The organism is Streptomyces diversicolor, from assembly GCF_057537855.1.
The window spans coordinates 66,189-86,805 of the sequence record NZ_BAAJXA010000002.1; the positions used below are offsets into that span (position 1 = coordinate 66,189).

Genomic DNA, 20,617 nt, shown 5'->3' on the forward strand with positions numbered 1-20,617 from the left:
CCCCGGATCACGGCCTGTTCAAGCCCGCGTGAGCCCGGTCTCTCCCGCGCAGGACGCACGGCGCACACACGATGCCCCGTTAGTGTGTTGGTTCTGCCCGTCCGGTGAGCATCCCGTGATCCCGGCGGTCCCGGCGGATTCGGCGTCCCGCACCGCCCGGACCACCCCGGACCGCCGGGCCGGAGGCAGACCGCTGCACCTGGAGGTACCCGCCGTGTCCTTGTCCGCCGCCCTGACGGCCGCCGTCCCGTCGCCGTCGCCGTCTCCCTCGGAGTCGACGGCCCCGACGGTGCCCACGCTCCAGGACGCCCAGGAGAGCGCGACCAACGCCGCCAGCTGGGTCGAGCAGAACTGGTCGACATGGCTCGCCATCGGGCTCAGGGTGCTGCTCATCCTGGTGGTGGCGGCGGTGCTGCGGGTGGTGGTGCGGCGCGCGATCACCAAGCTGATCGACCGCATGAACCGGACGGTCCAGGCGGTCGACGGGACGGCGCTGAGCGGGCTGCTGGTCAACGCCGAGCGCCGCCGCCAGCGCTCGCAGGCGATCGGTTCGGTGCTCAGGTCGGTGGCGTCGTTCCTGATCCTCGGCACGGCGGCCCTGATGGTGCTGTCCACGTTCCAGATCAATCTGGCCCCGCTGCTCGCCTCGGCCGGTGTCGCGGGTGTGGCGATCGGTTTCGGCGCCCGCAACCTGGTGACGGACTTCCTCTCCGGTGTCTTCATGATCCTGGAGGACCAGTACGGGGTCGGCGACCAGATCGACGCGGGCGTCGCCACCGGCGAGGTCATCGAGGTCGGCCTGCGGGTGACCAAGCTGCGCGGCGCCGACGGCGAGATCTGGTACGTCCGCAACGGCGAGGTCAAGCGCATCGGCAACCTGTCGCAGGGCTGGGCGACGGCCGGGGTGGACGTGACGGTGCGGCCCACCGAGGACCTGGAGCGGCTGAGGGCCACGCTCGCCGAGGTCGCCGAGCGGATGGGCAAGGAGGAGCCCTGGAACGAACTGCTCTGGAGCCCGATCGAGGTGCTCGGCCTGGACAGCGTCCTGGTCGACTCGATGACGATCCGGCTCTCCGCCAAGACGATGCCGGGCAAGTCGCTTGCCGTCGAGCGTGAGCTGCGCTGGCGCGTCAAGCTGGCGTTCGACGCGGCGGACATCCGGATCGTGGGCGGCGAGCCCGCGGCGGCGGAGCCCGCGGCACCCGACCCGACGGCGTCCGTCGCGGCCCCGTCGGCGTTCGGCAACGCCGGGTCGCCCCAGTCCGAGGCGGCGACCCCGATCGCGCCCCCGCGCGCCCCGACGAAGTAGCGCGCCCGGAGGCGGATCGGTTCAGCACACTCGTTCGAGTGACGCGCCCGCCGTTCCCGCACCACACGTCGTGCGGGCCGTGCAGTGTGCTGCCGGGGGACCCCGCAGAGGCTCAGCCCGGCACCAGCGCGACAAGGAGAACCGGCGAGGTGACGTCGAGCAGCCACTGGGCAGACACCAGCCCGAAGCTCCGCACCTACGCCGCCGCGGGTGTTCCGGTGTACGTCCTGATCAACCGGGACACCGCCATGGCGCACTGCCTCAGCGGCCCGGTCCTTCCGGGCGAGGACCCGGCCAAGGCGTACTACAGCGAGGAGGACAAGGTCGACCTGGGCTCGCCCCTTCCCCTCCCGGCCCCCTACCCCGCTCTGGACACCACCCCGTTCCTCGCGGACTGACCCTCTCTTGACGCCTCCTTCCCGGGACGCTTAGCTTTCCAGCCAACAGGAAACTTTCCTAACAGTAGCCGGGTGGACATGACACCTGAGCCGCTGGAAGGCTGGTCCGTGGGAAGGGCAGGTGTCGAGACAGATGGCAGGATCCGCCGGCACGCCGGGCACTCCGCGCGTCCTGCGCGCCATGAACGATCGCACCGCGCTGGACCTGATGCTGGAGCACGGCCCGCTGTCCCGCACCCGGATCGGCAAGCTCACCGGCCTGTCCAAGCCGACCGCCTCGCAACTGCTGGCCCGTCTGGAGGCGGCCGGACTGGTCCGGGCCACCGGCACCAGCGAGGGCCGCCCCGGCCCCAACGCCCAGCTCTACGCGGTCAACCCGACCGCCGCGCACGCCGCCGGACTCGATGTCACCCCCGGCCGCATCCGCGCCGCGGTCGCCGACATCACCGGACGCACCGTCGGCGCGTACGAACTGCCCACCCCCGGCAGACGCCCGGCACAGCCCGTCGTACGCCAGGTGACCGACGCGCTGGACGGCGCGGTGAAGGCCGCCGGGCTGGCCCGCGACGACCTGCACCGCCTGGTCATCGGCACGCCGGGCGCCTTCGATCCGGGCACCGGCCGGCTGCGCTACGCCTCCCACCTGCCCGGCTGGCACGCCCCGGCACTGCTGGAGGAGCTGGCCGCGGCGCTCCCGATGCCGGTCGAGTACGAGAACGACGTCAACCTCGTCGCCATCGCCGAGCAGCGGCTCGGCGCGGCCCGCGGACACGGCGACTTCGTGCTCCTGTGGAACCAGGAGGGCCTGGGCGCCGCCCTGGTCCTCGGCGGCCGGCTGCACCGCGGCTGGACCGGCGGCGCCGGCGAGGTCGGCTTCCTGCCGGTGCCGGGCACGCCCCTGGTGCGTCAGGTCACCAAGGCCAACAGCGGCGGCTACCAGGAACTCGCCGGTTCCCAGGCCCTGCCCCGGCTGGCCCGGGAGCTGGGCATCACGGACGTGCCGAGCGGGCCGTACGCGGAGGTCGCCGCCCAGCTCGTGGCCCGTGCCGCCGACCACGCCGGCGGCCCCTACCGGGAACTGCTACGGACGTACGCCACCCGGCTCGCCACCGGTCTCGCCTCGCTCGTCGCCGTCCTCGACCCCGAACTCGTCGTCCTCAGCGGCACCTCCCTCACCTCCGGGGGCGAGGTGCTGCGCGCCCTCGTCCAGGCCGAGTTGGCGGAGCTGGCCGCGCCCCGTCCGCGTCTGGTCGTCGGCGACGTCCAGGAACACCCCGTGCTGCGCGGCGCGTTGGAGAGCGCCCTCGCCACCACCCGCGACGAGGTCTTCGACACCTCGCGCTGAGCTCCGCACCGCCCTTGCGGCACCACGCCCTCAGCACCACGCCCTCAGCACCGCGCCCGCGTCACCGCACGATCCGGCACCGCACCGTCCGGCACCGCCCCTTCCCGTACCGCCCGCCCCAGGGAGACCCCGTCATGCCCCGAGCCATACCCGGAGTGGTCCGAAACACGGCTTTCGCCCTCACCGCCTCGCTGGCGCTGCTCACCACGGCCTGTACCGGCCAGACCGGTTCGGGCGCCGACGACGACCCCTCGAAGGAGACCACCATCACCTTCTGGCACGCCTGGAGCGCGCCGAGCGAGGTGCGCGCGGTCACCTCCCTGATCGCGGGCTTCGAGAAGGCCCACCCCACCATCCACGTCAAGGTCGTCGGCAACATGACCGACGACAAGATCAACCAGGCGCTGCGCACCGGCGGCTCCAAGGCACCCGATGTGATCTCCTCCTTCACCACCAACAACGTGGGCAAGTTCTGCTCGTCCGGCGCGCTGATCGATCTGAACCCGTTCTTCCGGACGTCGGGCATCGACCCGGAGAAGACGTTCCCGAAAGCCATGAACGAGTACACCCAGTACGACGGCAACCGCTGCACGGTGCCGCTGCTGGGCGACGCGTACGGCCTCTACTACAACAAGACCGCGTTCGAGAAGGCCGGCATCACCAGTCCGCCGAAGACCTGGAGCGAGTTCGAGGCGGACGCGAAGAAGCTGACGATCCCCCGGGGCGACGGCTACCGGCAGCTCGGTTTCATGCCGAACTACCACGGCTGGGAATCCACCACCGAGCACTACCTCGCGCAGTTCTCACCGACGTACTTCGCCTCCGACGGCACGTCGAACCTCGCCGAGGACCCCGCCTTCCAGGCCGGGTTCGAGCTGCAGAAGCGGCTCGTCGACGCGCTCGGCGGATTCCAGAAGCTGGAGAGGTTCCGCGCCACGCTCGGCGACGAATGGGGCCCCAAGCACCCCTTCCACACCGGCCAGGTGGCCATGCAGCTCGACGGCGAGTGGCGGCTCGGCATGGCCGAGGACGCGGATCCGGACTTCGAGATCGGCGTCGCGCCGCTGCCCGTACCCGACGACCAGGCGGACCAGTACGGCAAGGGCTACATCACCGGCACCATCGCGGGCATCGCCGCCACCAGCGAGAAGCAGAACGCGGCCTGGGAGCTGGTGAAGTACATGACCACCGACACGGACGCGGTGGTGGGCTTCGCCAACGCCATCCACAACGTGCCCTCCACGCTGGCCGCCCTCAAGTCACCGAAGCTGACGTACGACCCGCGGTTCAAGACGTTCCTGGACATCGCGGCGAACCCGCACTCGACCACGACGCCCCCCTCCGTCAACGGCGGCGTGTACCTCGTGACGATCCAGCAGTTCGGCTACGCGTACGAGAGCGGCAGGGCCACCGATCTGAAGGCGGGCCTGAGGAAGACGGCCGCTCAGATCGACACGGACATCGAGCAGGCGAAGTAGCACGGGGTTCGCCGGACATGAGCACCATGACCCTCGCCTCGAAGCGCCGCCGTGCGACGCTGCGCACGCTCGCCTTCATGTCGCCGTGGCTGATCGGCTTCGCGGTCTTCTTCGCGTACCCGCTGATCTCGACGGTCTACTTCTCGTTCATGCACTACGACGGCTTCCGGCCGCCGACGTGGAGCGGCACGAAGAACTGGACCTATGTCTTCGAGCACTACCCGCTCTTCTGGCCCGCCCTGCGCAACACCCTGTGGCTGGTGGTCGTGATGGTCACCCTCCGGGTGGTGTTCGGCCTCGGTGTCGGCATGCTCATCACCCGGATCAGGACGGGCACGGGCGTCTTCCGCACCCTGTTCTATCTGCCCTACCTCGCCCCGCCGGTGGCCGCCACGATGGCCTTCGCCTTCCTGCTCAACCCCGGCACCGGCCCGGTCGGCACGCTGCTGGAGCAGGCCGGCCTCCCGGCCCCGGGCTGGTTCAACGACCCCGCCTGGTCCAAGCCGGCGCTGACCCTGCTGGCCCTGTGGGGGGTCGGCGACCTGATGGTCATCTTCATGGCCGCCCTGCTCGACGTGCCGAGAGAGCAGTACGAGGCGGCCGAGCTGGACGGGGCGTCGGCGTGGCAGCGCTTCCGGTACGTCACCCTGCCGAACATCGCCCCGATCGTGATGTTCGCCGTGGTCACGGGCGTGATCCAGACGATGCAGTACTACACGCAGCCGCTGATCGCCGGGAAGGTCGCCTCGGGTGTGATCCAGGGCGCGGGCACCCAGTTCGAACCGGGCTATCCGGACAAGTCCACGCTCACCCTCCCCCAACTCGTCTACAACCTCGGCTTCCAGCGCTTCGACTACGGCTCCGCGTGTGTGATCGCCCTCGTCCTCTTCGCCCTGTCGATGGCGTTCACCGCGTTCCTGATGCGGCGCCGGGGCGGCCTCGTCCAGGCAGGTGACTGACCATGACCCAGGTACCGGCCCCACCCCTGAAGACGCCCGCGCCCCAGTCCCCCGCCCGGCGCGCCGCGCGGCGCCAGGCGCTGCTGGAGTGGATCGGCGTCCACTGCCTCGGCGTGGCCGCCGCGCTGTTCTTCACCTTGCCGTTCGTGTTCGTCCTGCTGACGTCCCTGATGAGCGACAGCCAGGCGCTGAGCCGGGACCTGATCCCGCACACCTGGGAATGGGGCAACTACCGCACGGTGTTCGCCACGCCCGGCTTCCTGACCTGGTGGAAGAACACGCTGATCTACGCCGGGCTCGGCACGGTGCTGACGGTCGCCTCCTCGCTCCCGGTGGCGTACGCGCTCGCCAAGTTCCGCTTCCGTGGCCGCAATCTGTCGCTGATGCTGGTGATCTCCATGATGATGCTGCCGCCGCAGGTCATCATCATCCCGATGTATCTGTTCTGGGCGAAGCAGCTCGATCTGTCCGGCACCCTGTGGCCGCTGATCGTCCCGATGGCGTTCGGCGACGCGTTCTCCGTCTTCCTGCTGCGCCAGTTCCTGACGACCATTCCCGACGAGTACCTGGACGCGGCGAAGGTGGACGGCTGCGGCGAACTGCGCACGCTGCTGCGCATCGTGCTGCCGATGGCGAAGCCGGGCATCGCGGCCGTCGCCCTGTTCCAGTTCTTCTACGCCTGGAACGACTACTTCGGCCCGCAGATCTACGCCTCCGAGAACCCCGGCGCCTGGACCCTGAGCTACGGCCTTGAGTCCTTCAAGGGCGCCCACCACACCGACTGGAACCTCACCATGGCCGCGACCGTCCTGGTCATGGCCCCTGTGATCCTCGTGTTCTTCTTCGCCCAGAGAGCGTTCGTCGAGGGCGTCACGCTCACCGGAGTAAAGGGTTGATGACATGAAACTCACCGTGGTCGGCGGAGGGTCGACCTATACGCCCGAACTGATCGACGGATTCGCCCGGTTGAGGGACACGCTGCCCGTCGCCGAGCTGGTTCTGGTCGACCCGGCCGCCGAGCGCCTGGAGCTGGTCGGAGGTCTTGCCCGGCGCATCTTCGCCAGGCAGCGGCACCCCGGCCGTATCGTCACCACCGCCGACCTGGACGCGGGCGTCGACGGCGCCGACGCCGTGCTGCTCCAGCTGCGCGTCGGCGGCCAGGCAGCCCGGCAGCAGGACGAGACCTGGCCCCTTGAGTGCGGCTGCGTCGGCCAGGAGACGACCGGCGCCGGCGGTCTCGCCAAGGCGCTGCGCACGGTGCCGGTCGTCCTCGACATCGCCGAACGCGTCCGCCGCGCCAACCCGGGCGCCTGGATCATCGACTTCACCAACCCGGTCGGCATCGTCACCCGCGCCCTGCTCCAGGCCGGGCACCGGGCGGTCGGGCTGTGCAACGTGGCGATCGGCCTCCAGCGGAAGTTCGCGGCCCTGCTCGGCACCGCCCCGCAGGACGTCCACCTCGACCACGTCGGCCTCAACCACCTCACCTGGGAGACCGGAGTGCGGCTCGGCGGCCCCGAGGGCGAGGATGTGCTGCCGCGGCTGCTCGCGCGGCACGGCGACACCATCGCCGGCGATCTGCGGCTGCCCAGGCCCCTGCTGGACCGCCTCGGCGTGGTCCCCTCGTACTACCTGCGCTACTACTACGCGCACGACGCGGTGGTGGACGAGCTGCGCACCAAGCCCTCCCGGGCCGCCGAAGTCGCCGAGATGGAACGGCAGTTGCTGGAGATGTACGGCGACCCCGCCCTGGACGAGAAGCCGGCGCTGCTCGCCAAGCGCGGCGGCGCCTACTACTCGGAGGCCGCGGTGGACCTGGCGGCGGCGCTGCTGGGCGGCGCGGGCAGCCCGTACCAGGTGGTGAACACCCACAACCGGGGCACGCTGCCCTTCCTGCCCGACGACGCGGTGATCGAGGTGCAGGCGGCGGTCGGACCGAAGGGGCCCGTGCCGCTGCCGGTGCCGCCGCTCGACCCGCTGTACGCGGGGCTGGTGGCGAACGTGACGGCGTACGAGGAGCTGGCCCTGCGGGCGGCGCTGCACGGCGGCCGCGAGCGGGTGTTCGCGGCGCTGCTGGCGCACCCCCTGATCGGCCAGTACGCGTACGCCGACGACCTCACCGACCGCCTGATCGCGCACAACCGGGAGCATCTCGCGTGGGCCTGACCGCAAGCGTCCTCGCCATCGACGCGGGCAACAGCAAGACCGACGTGGCGGTGGTGGCGGCGGACGGAACCGTCCTCGCCACCGCCCGCGGCGGCGGCTTCCGGCCGCCCGCGGTGGGCGTGAGCACGGCCGTCGACGCGATCGCCGACGCGGTCGCGCGGGCCTACGCCGCCGCGGGCGTCACCCGCGTCGCGCATGTCTCGGCGTGTCTGGCGAACGCCGATCTGCCCGTGGAGGAGGAGCAGTTGACCGCCGCGCTGCACGCGCGCGCGTGGGGCGGCACGGTGGCGGTGCGCAACGACACCTTCGCGATCCTGCGGGCGGGCGTGGCCGAGCCGCGCGGCGTCGCGGTGGTCTGCGGCGCGGGCATCAACTGCGTCGGCATGCGGCCCGACGGCCGCACCGCCCGTTTCCCGGCGATCGGCCGCATCTCCGGTGACTGGGGCGGTGGTTGGGCGCTCGCCGAGGAGGCACTGTGGCATGCGGCACGCGCGGAGGACGGGCGCGGCGCGCCGACCCTGCTGGCCCGCACCCTGCCCGCCCACTTCGGCCTGGACTCCATGTACGCGCTCATCGAGGCGCTGCACCTGGAACGCGTCGAGTACGGCCGCCGGCACGAGCTGACCCCGGTGCTGTTCGCGACGGCGGCGCGGGGAGACGCCGTCGCCCGGTCGATCGTGGACCGGCTGGCCGACGAGGTGGTGACCATGGCGACGGTGGCGCTGCGCCGGCTCGACCTGCTGGACGAGGAGGTCCCGGTGCTGCTCGGCGGCGGAGTCCTCACCGCCGGGCACGCCCGGCTGGACACCGGCGTACGGGACCTGCTGGCGGCACGCGCGCCGAAGGCGGTGCCCCGGGTGGTGACGGCGAGCCCGGTCCTGGGCGCGGCCCTCCTGGGCCTGGACCACCTGAACGCCCCCTACGAAACCCAGGCCCGCACAAAAACCCACTGGCAACGCCCCCCGACCCCCTGATACGGCACCCCAAGACGGACAGCGGAGGCACCACCCCACCATGGCCAACCCCGACGCCACCGGGCCGAGCGCACCGTTCCCTTCGGGGCGGCTGCCCGGCCCCGGTCGCGGGGACGTCCTGGGGCCGGCTGGGTCGGGGGGGCCAGGGGATGAGTTGCCACTGGCGGAGGTAACCCACATCTATCGATGGATTGGAGCTGAGCCTCGGTCTGAGGACTGGGACATGCAGGTGGGCCGCCACCCCCGAGGACGACGGCCCTCGCGCTGCGCGTCGGTTACTCCGCGAAGAGCAGCGTTGGCTCGGCGAGGATGTCCCGGTTCAGTTCGCTCTTGTAGATGAGGTCGATGCTGCCGTAGCGGGCCTGCTCGTAGTCGAAGCCGAGTGCCGCGACGGCCTTGCGGACCGCCTCTTCCGAGGGGCCTTCGACCTCGATGAAGGTGGGGAGGTCGGGCCAGGTGTCGAGATCGTACGTGATGTCGCCGAGCTGCCATTCCTCGCGGTAGTTCTGCTGGTATCGGACCTGGCGCAGCCCGAGGGCGGCGAGGAGCTCGGCTGTCTTGTCGAGGTCGTTGACTTCGATCTCGATCTCGGTGGTGCCGTTGATGGTGGTGGCGTCGCTGACCTGCTTCAGGGTGAGGGTCGTCTTGCCCCCTTCGTCCCTCAGACGCAGCCACTGTTCGCCTTGGACCGCGTCGTTCTCGAAGATGAGCCGGGTGAACATGGTCTTGTCGAAGGCTAGTTGTGCGCCGGCGGCGCGGAGTTGGTCGCGTACCCCTTCGACGTCGATGCTGAGGAATTTCGCCTCGTATTCGTGCTGGGCCATCGCTGTCTGTACTCCTGGTGATCGGTTTCTAGGCGGTCATGTCTCGGAGGTCGCTCTCCCGTAATCTGACGATCTCGTCGCAGGCGTCGCCGGTTGCTGTTGTTGAACCGGCAGTCGGCGCAGGTTGTCGGCAGTCTTACGGTCCGTATGTGCTTGACCACGAGCGGACGGCCGGCGGGCAGCCGGTAGGACATGCGGAAGCCCGAGGTGCCCGCGATGAGGCGAACCTCTTCGAGTTCGGCGCCGAGCTCGTCGAGGAGGAGATCGATGGCATTGAGGGACTCGTTGCCCTCCGACAGGGAGGAGAGGATCCGGACGGAAAGCGAGGAGGAGTATGTGGCGAGGAGGCTGTGAATACGCGGCACATGGTCTCGGTGCGGCAGGACGACGTTCGCGCGTGCCTCCACGCCAAGCTCCATGGCGAGCCTGATCGACTCGTCCAGTGCTGCGATCTTCCGTTGAGCCAGCGTCCTGTTCCGGTACCGGACGTGCTGCACCTGGGCCAGTTCTTCGGGAGTCGTTCCAAAGACGGAGAAGTTGACGCGCCCGAGTCCGGCCAGGGCGCAACTGGGCAGTATCCGGGCCCCGTTCTCACCGTTCGAGGTGATACTCACCGCGTAGCCGGCTTCTCTGGCCGTGGCCACGATCTCGGGAAGCCGGGGGTGCAGGGTCGGCTCGCCTCCGGTCAGGTGTACTTCGTTGATTCCGAGGGCGTTTTGGAGTTGGTCCAGTGCGCGGCGGAAGGACTCGTCCGGGAAGACGGGTGCGCTGAGGAAGCCGGCGCCGTTGGTGGCCACGTAGATCGATACGCGTCCGGAGCTGCCCGAGCCGGTGAATGCTCCGGCGGTGTGATCGCGGTTGTCCATGCTGACGGGGGTGCCCTCGTTGTGGCAGAAAGTGCAGGTCATGCCGCAAGAGTCGATGACCTTGACTCTGAGGGTGCGGTCAGTGGTGACCGAGATCGGGACTGCGCGGTCGATGTTCTCCAGAGCTGGGTGCTGGATCACTCGGCGTACCTCTTGTCGGTTCGAAGCGGATCGCGGTACGAGGGCCCGCGGCGCGCAGGGCGCGTCCCACGCTGAGAACAGGGCGGCCCCGTGGGCGGGTTGGCGGTCCTTGGGTGGGAAGCGGGCGGGTGGCCCTCCGCCGGCTGCCGAGCTCGCTCATAGGCAGCCGACGGAGGGGGGAGGGTCCGCCCCAGGTGGGCCCGGGGGAAGCCGACCCGCGGTGCGGGTATTCGCCTCGGGCGGACCGGTCTGTGGAGTCGGTGCTGTTGCAAGTGCCAGCCCGACGACGAGGCCGCTTGATGCGTTGATGCCGATGCTGAAGAGGACTCCGGCGTAGCGGCCGACGACGCGCATCACGGCTGTCGCCTCCCACCGCCGGCGGGTCCGGGGCTGATCTCGACGGGGCGGTAGCTCGTGCGCGTGCCGCGGGACGTGTGTGGGGGGGGCCGTCTCATCGTGGTCCACAGGACGTGCGCAGGATCTGGGCCCACACCGTCTTGCCCGTCGGTTGGCGCGCACGGTGGCCGACTCGTACGGCCAGGGCGCTGACGAGCGGCAGCCCGCGACCGTGTTCCTCCTCGGCCGCAGGACGCAGTGCCATCGGAGTGCGGGGGCTTCCGTCCGACACCTCGATCAGGCAGCTATGGTCCGTCGAGGTCAGAGCGACTTCGAAGGGATGCCCGGGGAAGTGTCCGTGTAGCACGGCGTTCGTCGCGAGTTCGCTGGAGACCAGGACGACCCGGTCGATGTCGTCGAGTACGTATCCCCAGTCACGCAGTGTCTTCTCCACCTGGTGCCGGGCGAGGGAGACGCACACGGCGGTCGAACTGAACTGCATGTGCCATCTCTGGGCGGTCTGCTGGTCGTGCGTGGCCATCGCGTACATCGCGTCCTCTCATCGCGGGCGGTTGGAGGACCAGCTCACCGCGAGAGGCCATCACGTCATCAGGTCACGGTGGTTACCCAACGTGGGTAACATCCGGAGCGGCTGACCAATCGCCAGACGCGACCGCCTGAAGCGGCAGAGGAGCGCATGTGCCTGGACCCCAGCCTCATCGAGGACTCCCGCCAGAGTTACTCGCCAGCCCCGAATGGCGGCGTGCTTGTCGCCAGCGCGACTTCGCGAAGGTTTTTCACCTCGTGAAGACGAAGGCGGGCATCTATCCGTCCCGCGTGGCCGCCTTGTGCGGCATGACGCCGAGCCGGGTCGGGGAAATCATGTCGGGGCGGCGCGGAATCGCCCACATCGATGTGATCGAACGGGTCGCCGACGGATTGCGTATCCCCGGTGCCATGCTCGGACTTGCTCACAGGCCCTGGGAGGTCCCGGCTCCCGCGACGTCGCCGCGCGACCACCTCCCGAGCCGTTCGGCGCTGACATCCGAGACCTCTGCCGACACCGAGCAGGCACCTGACGCCGAATCCCACGGTGGTCTTGAGGACTTGCTGACGCTCGCCGACGGAAGAGTGACGCGGTCGACGCTCCTCGCCCTGCGGTCATCGGTCGAGGACTACTGGCGCCGTGACGACGAGCACGGCGGCGCTGCCCTGCGCCCGGCCGTCGTGGGGCACCTTCGATACGTGACGCAGATGATGCGCGGCGTTCGCGCTCCTCTGCGCCACGATCTTCAGTCACTCGCGGCCGAGCTCGCCCGCCTCGCTGGGTGGGCCTACTTCGATGCCCGCCAGTACAGCACCGCGCGCGCCCACTTCACGCAGGCCCTGCGGCTCTCGCACGGTCAGGACGACTACCTCTTCATGGCCAACGTCCTGTCCTGCATGAGCCTGCAGGCAACGTACGACGGGCAGCTCATGGACGCGGTGGCCCTGGCCTGCAAGGCCCAGGACAGCGCCCGATCCGCCGGCGGGCAGCCGCTGGTGATGTCGATGCTCCACATGCGGGAAGCCTTCGCCCATGCCGCGCTCCGCGACGCCGCCTTCTGCCACCAGGCCATCGGACGGTCCCGGGACGCATACGAGCAAGCCCGCGGCCACGAAGACGAGGCACCTTCCTGGGTGCGCTACTTCGATGAGACAAAACTGATCGTCGACACCGGGATCGCGCTCGCCAAGCTGGGCGAGTCAGAACGCGCCGAGCCACTGATCGCCGAGGGCCTCCGGCGGGAAACGGGCGCACAGCAGCGAGGCAGGGCCTTCCATGCCTTCTGGCTGGCCACGGCCCAGCTCCAGCAGGGCAAGCTGGATGCCGCGTGCCACAGTGCCGGACTCGCACTGCGGCTCAGCGCGTCCCTCGACTCACCACGGGTCGCGGGCCATGTCCACGAGTTCCACCAGCGTCTCGCCCCCTACGCGAGCGAGACACCGGTGATCGCATTCGAGCAGCGCATGCGCGAAGTGCTCGGCTAACTCGTAGCGCTGGTGGCTTCATCCAGCAGGAGGTACAGCAGCCCGACCAGACTTCCGCTGCTGACCACCTCGCGACGGTCGATCATGCCGCGGATCTCGGACATCGGGATCCACTCGATACGGTCCGACTCGTTCAACTCGGTCGGCGGGCCCGCATAGGCGGCAGCCTCGGCACGGAAGACGTGATGTTCCGAGTCGGTGATGCCGTTCGCCGGCTGCGCGTACACCAGAGGCTTCAGACCCTCCACCCGCCAGCCGGTCTCCTCCTCCACCTCACGAGCCGCCGCCTGCTCCGGGGTCTCGTCGGCCTCGATCAGGCCCATAGGCAGTTCCCAGCCCCAGGTGTCCGTGATGAACCGATGACGCCACATCATCAGCACCCGCTTCTGCTCGTCCACCACGGCGGCGACGGCGAGATGCCGCATCCGGACCACATGGTGCTCCCAGCGTCGGCCGTCCGGCTGCTGGACGTCCACGAGCCAGAGATTGACCCACGGGTTGCTGTAGATCTGACGCTCGCCATGCACCGTCCACCGCATGAGCCAACTCCCTTTCGCCGCCGTGCAGCTCCAAGAATGTCACTTGGACGAGAAGCCGTCTGCCCCGTCAACGACTTCCGGCCGGTGCTCGCGTGGTCCGACCGGAGTCGCCATCCATACCTGTGCCGTCAGCCCGCTGGGACCGCCGCAAGGCGTGCGGCCGACCGTGGAGTGTTGCCCCTGGCCGGCGCCCTGCGCGTCCGTTCTGTTCCTGCGCCACCGGCCGGCAGCCAGAACCACCACCCCCGGCCAGAAACCCGCGCTTCCCCGGTGGAGTTCAGAGCCCCGAACGCCTTCCTCTGGCGTTGGCGGCCCCGTCAGGGACCCGGCGGGGGTGGGGAACCGGGCTGGTTCGCGGGGCGTGTTGATGGGCAAGGGGTGGTGAAGAACTCGGCGCCATGGCCGGAGGCAACCGCTGGGGTCCGATCAAGATCCAGTGAAGGCCGGTGCGGATGTCGGTCCCTGCGGCGATACTTGGCGGCGACGGATGACCATGGGGGAGGTCGAGGTGACACACCCGCCAAAGAGCAGCGCGGCGCCACCGGGAGCGGGCCCGGCCCCCGGCCTGCCCGCCCAGCCCGCCGTGCCACCGCGACCGGCGTCCCCCGTACCGCCCGGCACCCCCTCCGCCCCGGCCCGCCGCACCGCCTTCGCCGAGGGCGTCGACCGGCTGCGCGCCGCCGCGACCACCGAACCGGGCCGGCTGCGCATCATCGGTGCCGTGATCGCCCTGCTGGTCGTCGCGTTCGGCGCGGTCACCGCCTGGCAGACCTACGACCGCGCGGCCGCCGCCGACGACGTACTGAACCGCAGCCAGCCGCTCAGCTCGGACGCGGCCGACATCTACCGCTCGCTCGCCGACGCCAACACGGCGGCCTCCAGCGGCTTCCTGGCGGGCGGCCAGGAGACCGCCGCCGCCGGCAGCCGGTACGAGAAGGACATCCAAACGGCGGCGGAGAAACTGGTCAGGGCCGCCGCCAACTCGGAGCCCGAGTCACCCTCCGCGCTGGCCATAGCCAAGCTCAACCGGCTGCTGCCGGAGTACAAGGGACTGATCGAGCGGGCCCGTGTCTACAACCGGCAGGGCTACCCGGTGGGCGGCGCCTATCTGCGGCTCGCCAACAGCAGGATGCAGGACCAGATGCTGCCCGCGGCCGAGGAGCTGTACACGTCGGAGAACGAGCGGCTGAAGGCCGACTACGGGGACGCGACGCCCTACCCGTGGGCGGCGATGGCCCTCGGTGTCGTCGCGCTCGGCGCGCTGGCCTGGGCCCAGCACCGCACGTACCGGCGCACGAACCGCGTCCTCAACCACGGTCTGGTGGCCGCGACCGGCGCCGCCGTGGTCGTCCTGCTCTGGCTGCTGGTGGGGCACTCCGTCGCCAGGGCGGGCCTCAACGGCTCCTACGACCACGGCGTCCGCTCGCTGAACGCGCTGCACGACGCCCGCATCGCCTCCCTGAAGGCCCGCGGCAACGAGAACCTGAGCCTGGTGGCCCGCGGCGCCGACACCGTCAAGGTCGGCGAGAAGACGTACGACAGGTACTACTACGACTTCGACCGGGACATCGCCGACCTCGGCAAGCGCCTGGCCGAGGCGCGGCGGCTCGCCGACGACACCGCCGGCGGGAAGCCGGTGGCCGCGGCCGAGGCGGACATGGCGGTGTGGCGGCAGCGCCACGACTCGGTCCGCGCCGAAGACGAGAACGGCAACTACCAGCAGGCCCTGGACAAGGTGATCGGCGACAAGGACGCGACCGGCGAGTGCTTCGACAGCGTGGACGACAACCTGCGGACGGCACTTGAGCACGAGGAGAGAGAGTTCAGGCGGTCGGCGCGCGACGGCCTGCACGCGATGGGCTTCCTGCCCGCCGGCGCCGCGGCCCTCGCCGTCCTCGGCGCGTCGGGCGCGGTGCTCGGCATCGGGCGCCGGCTTTCGGAGTACCGGTGAGAGGGGCGTGAGGATGAACGCACGCGTGGAGCGCGGTCGCCGGGCCTCGCTGCGGGGCTGGGGCGGGGTCGGCGCGATGGCGGCCGGCTGCGCCCTGGCGCTGGCGTCCGTCCTGCTGCTGCCGCTGACCCAGTCGACCGACGCCCCAAACGACGCGCGGCACCCCGGCACGGGGCACGTCGCCGCCGGCAGCCAGGCGCGGGCCGAGGACTGCAAGGACCCGGAGAAGCAGACGCTGTCCCCGTCGGGCGCGGACGGTCCCACCATCGACGCCATCAAGGCCCGCGAGGGCGCCAAGCGGAAGCTGATCGTCGGCGTCGACCAGAACAGCTACCGCTGGGGCTACCGCAACCCGAACACCGAGGGCGCGGAACTGGAGGGCTTCGACATCGACCTGGCGCACCGGATCGCCGAGGACATACTCGGCGACCGGGACGCCGTCCAGTTCAAGGCCATCCCGACCAACCAGCGCATCCCCGCCATCGAGGACGGCCGGGTCGACATGGTGGTGCGCACGATGACCATCGCCTGCGACCGGCTGTCCGAAGTGGCCTTCTCCGCGCCGTACTTCAAGACCGGTCAGCAGGTGCTGGCGCCCAAGTCGTCGTCGATCACCGGGTACGACGACTCGCTGGCACACCGGCGGATCTGCACGGCGACCGGTTCGACGGCGTACGCCAAGCTGGCTCAGGACCGGCAGAACGGTCGGCTGCCGGCCTCCGCCGACATCTCCGTCACCGTGCCCAACCAGCTGGACTGCCTGGTGCGGCTCCAGCTCGGCCAAGTGGACGCCGTGGTCACCGACGGCGCGCTCGCCGCGAGCCAGGCCGCCCAGGACCCCACGGTCGAACTGAAGGGAGCCGCGTTCACCACCGAGTACTACGGCGTGGCGATGAAGAAGGACGCCGACGATCTGGTACGCCGGGTCAACCGGATCCTGGTGGACTACCGCGCGGACGGCTGGCAGAGGTCGTACGACGAGTGGCTGTCGGCGACACTGGGGAAGGACGCGGCAGCGTCGAAGCCGCCCGCGCCGCAGTATCTGCGGGACAGCTGACCGGGCATCGGCGGGCCGGTCTTTGGGCAGACCTTCGACCGGACAACGCCGAACGGCCCCGAACGACCGAACGACAGAACAACCGCTGACGACCGAGTACTTCGAAGTACTTCGAACGACCGAACACTTCCGGCAGAGACCAGGACCACACAGCAGCGAGAGGTGATCGATGGGCGTCACGGACCCCGCCGGGCCGGTGATGGACCGGGACGAGGTGGACCGTGCGCTGGCGCGGCTCGGCGCGGAGCACGAGGCGATCGAGACCTCGCTCCTCGCCCTCCAGGACCACGCGGGCCGCAGACTCCTCGAAGGCGCCGAGCTGACCGGCACGACCAGGGAACGCTGGTCGGCCGCGGAGGCGTCGATCACGCTGCTGTGGGCCTATTTCGACGCGTACACGGCCGCGTTGCGCACCGCCCGGGAGATCCGCGCCCGGCGCCGCTGGTCCAGCCGCGAGGACCTGGTGGAGCTGACCGAGCTGCTGCGCGGCGAGTCCGTCACGGTCCCGGGCAGCGCCGCGGCGAGCGCGAACGCGCCGGCCCTGACCGGCCCCGGCCGGCTCAGCCAGAGCTTCAGCCTGGCCGGCCTGGTGGACCGGATGAACGAGCTGTACGCGTCCTCGCTGGACATGGTCGTCGCCGCCGACGCTGTCTGGTCGGCGCTGCCCGCCCGGATCGACCTGCTGGCCGCGGAACTGCAGCGCACCCGCAAGCTGGCGCACTCGGTGGGTGTGCGCCCCGGCGAGCACCCGGCGGGCGACGACCTGGAGCGGATCACCCGCACACTGACCCGGCTGCGCGAGGAGGTCGTCTCCGACCCGCTGGCCTTCTGGGCTCCCACGCAGGGCAGTTCGGCGCCGGGCGGGGGCCGGCCGGACACCACGGTGTACGACCGGGAGGCGCGCGCCCTGGAGGACGTGCGCCGCGAGATCGACGCCGTGCTGACGGTGCGTCAGGACGCGGAGGCCCGGCTGATCAAGCTGCGGGACGTGCTGTCCCGCGCGGACCGCACGCTCGCCGAGGCGCGCACCGCGCGCGGCGAGGTCCTGGCGAAGATCGCGGCGACGGAGGTGCCGGTGGTCAGCGGGCCGCCGACCGTGCTCCAGGAGCAGCTGGCGACGGCCGCCGAGTACCGCAGGCAGGCCCAGTGGCACCGGCTGTCCCCGCTGCTTGAGTCGCTGGAGCAGAAGGCGGAGGACGAACTGCTGCGCGCCCGCGACTCGCTCACCGCGGTCACCGCGCCGCTCGCGGTCCGCGCGGAGCTGCGCGGCCGGCTCGACGCGTACAAGGCGAAGGTCGCCCGGCACGGGCTGGCCGAGGACCCGCTGCTGGTCGAGCGGTACGACGCGGCGCGGCGCATGCTGTGGAGCGCGCCGTGCGATCTGCGCGTCGCCGAGGAGGCGGTGCTGCGCTACCAGCGGGCCGCCGCCGAACAGCTCGCCGCGGCGCGGGTGCCGGAGCAGGGCGGTCCGCGGGACCGGAGGGGGAACGGCCAGCCATGAGTCAGCCGGGACAGACGTGCCAACGGCCGTCCTGCGAGGGCAGCTACGAGGACGTGGGCGGCGGCGAGCTGTACTGCGACACCTGCGGGCTCGCGCCGGTCGTGTCGGCGACCGGGACGGTCGGCTCGCCGCCCACCGGGATCACCGCCGGTGGCCGCGGCTCGGGCTCAGCGGGCAGCGCACGTTCCGATGCGGGCGGCGGCAGTTCGCGTACGTCGTCGCAGTCGTCGAGGTCGCGGCGCTCGGTGTCGGGACGGCTCTCGCGCGCCCTGTCGGGCCGGGCGACCGGCCGTTCGGTGTCGGTGCGCAGCTCCGGCTCCTCCGCCGCGTCGTCCGGGCGCGGCCGGCTGGGCGCGGGTCTGGTGGCGGTGCCGCAGGTGCCGCGGCCCGATCCGCGGGCGATGGTGCTGGAGGACCCGCAGGTGCCCGAGCCCAAGCGGTTCTGCTCGCGTTCGGACTGCGGGGCGCCGGTGGGGCGGGCCCGCGGCGACCGGCCGGGCCGCACGGAGGGCTTCTGCACCAAGTGCGGGCACCCGTACTCGTTCGTGCCCAAGCTGCGCACGGGCGACGTCGTGCACGGCCAGTACGAGGTCGTGGGATGTCTGGCGCACGGTGGTCTGGGCTGGATCTATCTGGCGGTGGACCGCGCGGTCTCCGACCGCTGGGTGGTCCTCAAGGGCCTGCTCGACACGGGCGACCAGGACGCGATGGAGGCGGCGATCTCCGAGCGGCGCTTCCTCGCGGAGATCGAGCACGCCAACATCGTGCGGATCTACAACTTCGTGGAGCATCTGGACCAGCGCACCGGCTCCCTCGACGGCTACATCGTCATGGAGTACGTCGGCGGCAAGTCGCTCAAGGAGATCGCCAACGCCCGCCGCACCCCGGAGGGCAGACGCGATCCGCTGCCGGTGGAGCAGGCGTGCGCCTACGGCATCGAGGCCCTGGAGGCGCTCGGCCACCTGCACAGCCGCAACCTGCTGTACTGCGACTTCAAGGTCGACAACGCGATCCAGACGGAGGACCAGCTCAAGCTGATAGACATGGGCGCGGTGCGCCGGATGGACGACGACGAGTCGGCCATCTACGGCACGGTCGGCTACCAGGCGCCGGAGGTCGCGGAGGTCGGCCCCTCGGTCGCCTCCGACCTGTACACGGTCGGCCGTACGCTGGCCGTGCTGACCTTCGACTTCCAGGGCTACACGAACGTCTTCAGGGACTCTTTGCCGGACCCCGACACCATCGACGTCTTCCGGCGCTACGAGTCCTTCTACCGGCTGCTGGTGCGCGCCACCGACCCGGACCCGGCCCGCCGGTTCGCCTCCGCGCAGGAGATGGCCGAGCAGCTGACGGGCGTGCTGCGCGAGGTGGTGTCCCTCCAGACAGGCCGGGCGCGGCCCGCGCTTTCGACGCTGTTCGGGCCCGAACTGAAGGTCACGGACACGGAGTTGTTCCCGCGGCTGACCGGGGATGTGTCGCGGCTGGGGGCGCGGGCGGTGCCGGCCGGGCGGCGTGGCCGCAGGTCCGCGGCGGGCGCCCTGTCCGGCGGCGGGGGTGTCGACGGGGTGCCCCTCCCGTCCCCCGTGGGGACCCCGCAGCCCCTCGGCACCGCACCGGCGGCCCTCGGCACCACAGCGGCAGCTCGCGGCACCGCCTCGACCGCCCTCGGGGCGGCCCCGGACGCCATCGGGGCGGCCCCTGGCGCGCTTGGCGCGGCCCCGGGCGCCGTCGGTACGGCCCCGGAGGCCGGCGGGGTGGTCTCGGTCGCCGCCGGTGTCCCGGGCGCCGCGTCCGGCATCGTCCGCCCGGTCAACACCCCAGCCGCCGCCCTCGCCCTGCCCGTGCCGCACGTCGACCCGGCCGACCCCAACGCCGGCTTCCTGGCGGGCCTGCTGGCCTCCGCGCCGGGCGAGCTGATCACCGCGCTGGCCGCGGCGCCGCAGCAGACCGTGGAGACCCGGCTGCGCCAGGTACGCGCCCGGCTGGAGAACGGCGACTTCGCGACGGCGCTGACCGCGCTGGGTGAGCTGGCGGGCGAACGGCCCGACGACTGGCGGGTGGTCTGGTACCACGGGGTGACCGCGCTGGTCACCGGCGACTACGAGGGCGCCGCACTGGCCTTCGACGCGGTCTACGACGCCTTCCCCGGCGAAGCCGCGCCGAAGCTCGCGCTCGGCCTGTGCGCGGAGGTGCTGGGCCAGCTGGACAACGCCGCCGAGTACTACCGCCTGGTGTGGTCGACCGATCCGAGCTATGTGAGCGCCGCTTTCGGCCTGGCCCGCGTCCAGCTGGCGGCCGTGGACCGCGCCGGCGCGGTCCGTACCCTGGAGTCGGTGCCGGAGTCGTCCATCCACTACACGGCGGCGCGCGTGGCCGCCGTACGCGCTCGGCTGCGGCAGCGCACGGCGAGCGCCGGTGACGTACCCCTCCTGGACGACCTGACCGCCGCCGCGGGCCAGGTGGAGGCCCTGGACGCGTACGGTCTCGACCCGGCGCGCCGCGAGCAGTTGTCGGCCGAAGTACTCGGCTGCGCGCTGGACTGGATACTCTCCGGGGGCCGGGCTTCCGCCGGGCCCGCCGCCGGCGGGCGGGTGCTGCTCGGCAACGACCTGGACGAACGGGGCCTGCGCTTCGGCCTGGAGCGCTCGTACCGCACGCTGGCCCGGCTCGCGCCCGGCGGCGAGGAGAGGATCGACCTGGTGGAACGGGCCAACCGTTACCGCCCTCGGACGTGGGTGTAGT

At 71.1% G+C, this 20,617-nt stretch carries 17 protein-coding genes; 13 read left to right on the forward strand and 4 right to left on the reverse strand.

What is annotated here, in order from left to right; genetic code table 11:
* The first annotated feature begins 214 nt into the window (after positions 1 to 214).
* The 8 genes from AC27LF_RS02240 (at position 215) to AC27LF_RS02275 (ending at position 8,629) form a co-directional block, all read left to right on the forward strand.
* Positions 215 to 1,309, forward strand: coding sequence for a mechanosensitive ion channel family protein (locus AC27LF_RS02240; protein WP_479656123.1), 1,095 nt, complete (start codon positions 215 to 217; stop codon positions 1,307 to 1,309).
* Between the two features lie 149 nt (positions 1,310 to 1,458).
* The gene (locus AC27LF_RS02245; protein ID WP_479656122.1) at positions 1,459 to 1,707 is read left to right on the forward strand and encodes a PDDEXK family nuclease; all 249 of its coding nucleotides are present in this window, start codon (positions 1,459 to 1,461) and stop codon (positions 1,705 to 1,707) included.
* 133 nt (positions 1,708 to 1,840) lie between these two features.
* Positions 1,841 to 3,052: an ROK family transcriptional regulator gene (locus AC27LF_RS02250; RefSeq protein WP_479656121.1), complete on the forward strand. Its 1,212-nt coding sequence runs from the start codon at positions 1,841 to 1,843 to the stop codon at positions 3,050 to 3,052.
* 134 nt (positions 3,053 to 3,186) lie between these two features.
* Positions 3,187 to 4,530: an ABC transporter substrate-binding protein gene (locus AC27LF_RS02255; RefSeq protein WP_479656120.1), complete on the forward strand. Its 1,344-nt coding sequence runs from the start codon at positions 3,187 to 3,189 to the stop codon at positions 4,528 to 4,530.
* Positions 4,531 to 4,547: 17 nt separating this feature from the next.
* Positions 4,548 to 5,489 carry a carbohydrate ABC transporter permease gene (locus tag AC27LF_RS02260; protein WP_479656119.1) on the forward strand — a complete coding sequence of 314 codons (942 nt, stop codon included), beginning with the start codon at positions 4,548 to 4,550 and terminating at the stop codon, positions 5,487 to 5,489.
* A gap of 2 nt (positions 5,490 to 5,491) precedes the next feature.
* Entirely contained in the window at positions 5,492 to 6,385 is an 894-nt protein-coding gene (locus tag AC27LF_RS02265) for a carbohydrate ABC transporter permease (protein ID WP_479656118.1), read from the forward strand.
* 4 nt (positions 6,386 to 6,389) lie between these two features.
* Positions 6,390 to 7,655 (forward strand): 6-phospho-beta-glucosidase, encoded by a 1,266-nt coding sequence (locus AC27LF_RS02270; protein ID WP_479656117.1) that lies wholly within the window; start codon positions 6,390 to 6,392, stop codon positions 7,653 to 7,655.
* A complete protein-coding gene (locus AC27LF_RS02275; protein WP_479656116.1) occupies positions 7,646 to 8,629 on the forward strand; it encodes an N-acetylglucosamine kinase in 984 nt (327 codons plus the stop codon). Before AC27LF_RS02270 ends, AC27LF_RS02275 begins: the two co-directional genes overlap by 10 nt.
* A gap of 275 nt (positions 8,630 to 8,904) precedes the next feature.
* Here the strand turns inward: AC27LF_RS02275 and AC27LF_RS02280 are convergent, their stop codons facing one another.
* From AC27LF_RS02280 to AC27LF_RS02290, 3 genes are all read right to left on the reverse strand, one after another.
* Entirely contained in the window at positions 8,905 to 9,453 is a 549-nt protein-coding gene (locus AC27LF_RS02280; RefSeq protein WP_479656115.1) for a class IV adenylate cyclase, read from the reverse strand.
* Positions 9,366 to 10,460: a radical SAM protein gene (locus AC27LF_RS02285; RefSeq protein WP_479656114.1), complete on the reverse strand. Its 1,095-nt coding sequence runs from the start codon at positions 10,458 to 10,460 to the stop codon at positions 9,366 to 9,368. The genes AC27LF_RS02280 and AC27LF_RS02285 overlap by 88 nt, the downstream gene beginning before the upstream one ends.
* Before the next feature lie 451 nt (positions 10,461 to 10,911).
* The gene (locus AC27LF_RS02290) at positions 10,912 to 11,337 is read right to left on the reverse strand and encodes an ATP-binding protein (RefSeq protein WP_479656113.1); all 426 of its coding nucleotides are present in this window, start codon (positions 11,335 to 11,337) and stop codon (positions 10,912 to 10,914) included.
* Between the two features lie 158 nt (positions 11,338 to 11,495).
* Between AC27LF_RS02290 and AC27LF_RS02295 the strand changes: the two genes are divergently transcribed.
* Complete coding sequence (locus tag AC27LF_RS02295; protein WP_479656112.1) at positions 11,496 to 12,827, forward strand: NsdA family TPR-like regulatory protein; 1,332 nt, start codon at positions 11,496 to 11,498, stop codon at positions 12,825 to 12,827.
* Here the strand turns inward: AC27LF_RS02295 and AC27LF_RS02300 are convergent.
* Positions 12,824 to 13,366: an NUDIX hydrolase gene (locus AC27LF_RS02300; RefSeq protein ID WP_479656111.1), complete on the reverse strand. Its 543-nt coding sequence runs from the start codon at positions 13,364 to 13,366 to the stop codon at positions 12,824 to 12,826. The genes AC27LF_RS02295 and AC27LF_RS02300 overlap by 4 nt on opposite strands.
* A gap of 508 nt (positions 13,367 to 13,874) precedes the next feature.
* Between AC27LF_RS02300 and AC27LF_RS02305 the strand changes: the two genes are divergently transcribed.
* The 4 genes from AC27LF_RS02305 to AC27LF_RS02320 all read left to right on the forward strand — a co-directional run bounded on the left by AC27LF_RS02305 (position 13,875) and on the right by AC27LF_RS02320 (position 20,616).
* Positions 13,875 to 15,317: a tetratricopeptide repeat protein gene (locus AC27LF_RS02305; protein ID WP_479656110.1), complete on the forward strand. Its 1,443-nt coding sequence runs from the start codon at positions 13,875 to 13,877 to the stop codon at positions 15,315 to 15,317.
* Positions 15,318 to 15,330: 13 nt separating this feature from the next.
* Positions 15,331 to 16,374, forward strand: coding sequence for a glutamate ABC transporter substrate-binding protein (locus tag AC27LF_RS02310; protein ID WP_479656109.1), 1,044 nt, complete (start codon positions 15,331 to 15,333; stop codon positions 16,372 to 16,374).
* Between the two features lie 169 nt (positions 16,375 to 16,543).
* Positions 16,544 to 17,875: a coiled-coil domain-containing protein gene (locus AC27LF_RS02315; RefSeq protein ID WP_479656108.1), complete on the forward strand. Its 1,332-nt coding sequence runs from the start codon at positions 16,544 to 16,546 to the stop codon at positions 17,873 to 17,875.
* The gene (locus AC27LF_RS02320) at positions 17,872 to 20,616 is read left to right on the forward strand and encodes a serine/threonine-protein kinase (RefSeq protein ID WP_479656107.1); all 2,745 of its coding nucleotides are present in this window, start codon (positions 17,872 to 17,874) and stop codon (positions 20,614 to 20,616) included. The genes AC27LF_RS02315 and AC27LF_RS02320 overlap by 4 nt, the downstream gene beginning before the upstream one ends.
* Position 20,617 lies beyond the last annotated feature (1 nt).

What these genes read in the sequence shown, in the direction of transcription:
- AC27LF_RS02310 (WP_479656109.1), top strand. Translation starts at nt 15,331, where the DNA reads ATGAACGCACGCGTGGAGCGCGGTCGCCGGGCCTCGCTGCGGGGCTGG.
- AC27LF_RS02315 (WP_479656108.1), top strand. Translation starts at nt 16,544, where the DNA reads ATGGGCGTCACGGACCCCGCCGGGCCGGTGATGGACCGGGACGAGGTG.
- AC27LF_RS02265 (WP_479656118.1), top strand. Translation starts at nt 5,492, where the DNA reads ATGACCCAGGTACCGGCCCCACCCCTGAAGACGCCCGCGCCCCAGTCC.
- AC27LF_RS02255 (WP_479656120.1), top strand. Translation starts at nt 3,187, where the DNA reads ATGCCCCGAGCCATACCCGGAGTGGTCCGAAACACGGCTTTCGCCCTC.
- AC27LF_RS02290 (WP_479656113.1), bottom strand. Translation starts at nt 11,337, where the DNA reads ATGGCCACGCACGACCAGCAGACCGCCCAGAGATGGCACATGCAGTTC.
- AC27LF_RS02250 (WP_479656121.1), top strand. Translation starts at nt 1,841, where the DNA reads ATGGCAGGATCCGCCGGCACGCCGGGCACTCCGCGCGTCCTGCGCGCC.
- AC27LF_RS02270 (WP_479656117.1), top strand. Translation starts at nt 6,390, where the DNA reads ATGAAACTCACCGTGGTCGGCGGAGGGTCGACCTATACGCCCGAACTG.
- AC27LF_RS02320 (WP_479656107.1), top strand. Translation starts at nt 17,872, where the DNA reads ATGAGTCAGCCGGGACAGACGTGCCAACGGCCGTCCTGCGAGGGCAGC.
- AC27LF_RS02260 (WP_479656119.1), top strand. Translation starts at nt 4,548, where the DNA reads ATGAGCACCATGACCCTCGCCTCGAAGCGCCGCCGTGCGACGCTGCGC.
- AC27LF_RS02280 (WP_479656115.1), bottom strand. Translation starts at nt 9,453, where the DNA reads ATGGCCCAGCACGAATACGAGGCGAAATTCCTCAGCATCGACGTCGAA.
- AC27LF_RS02300 (WP_479656111.1), bottom strand. Translation starts at nt 13,366, where the DNA reads ATGCGGTGGACGGTGCATGGCGAGCGTCAGATCTACAGCAACCCGTGG.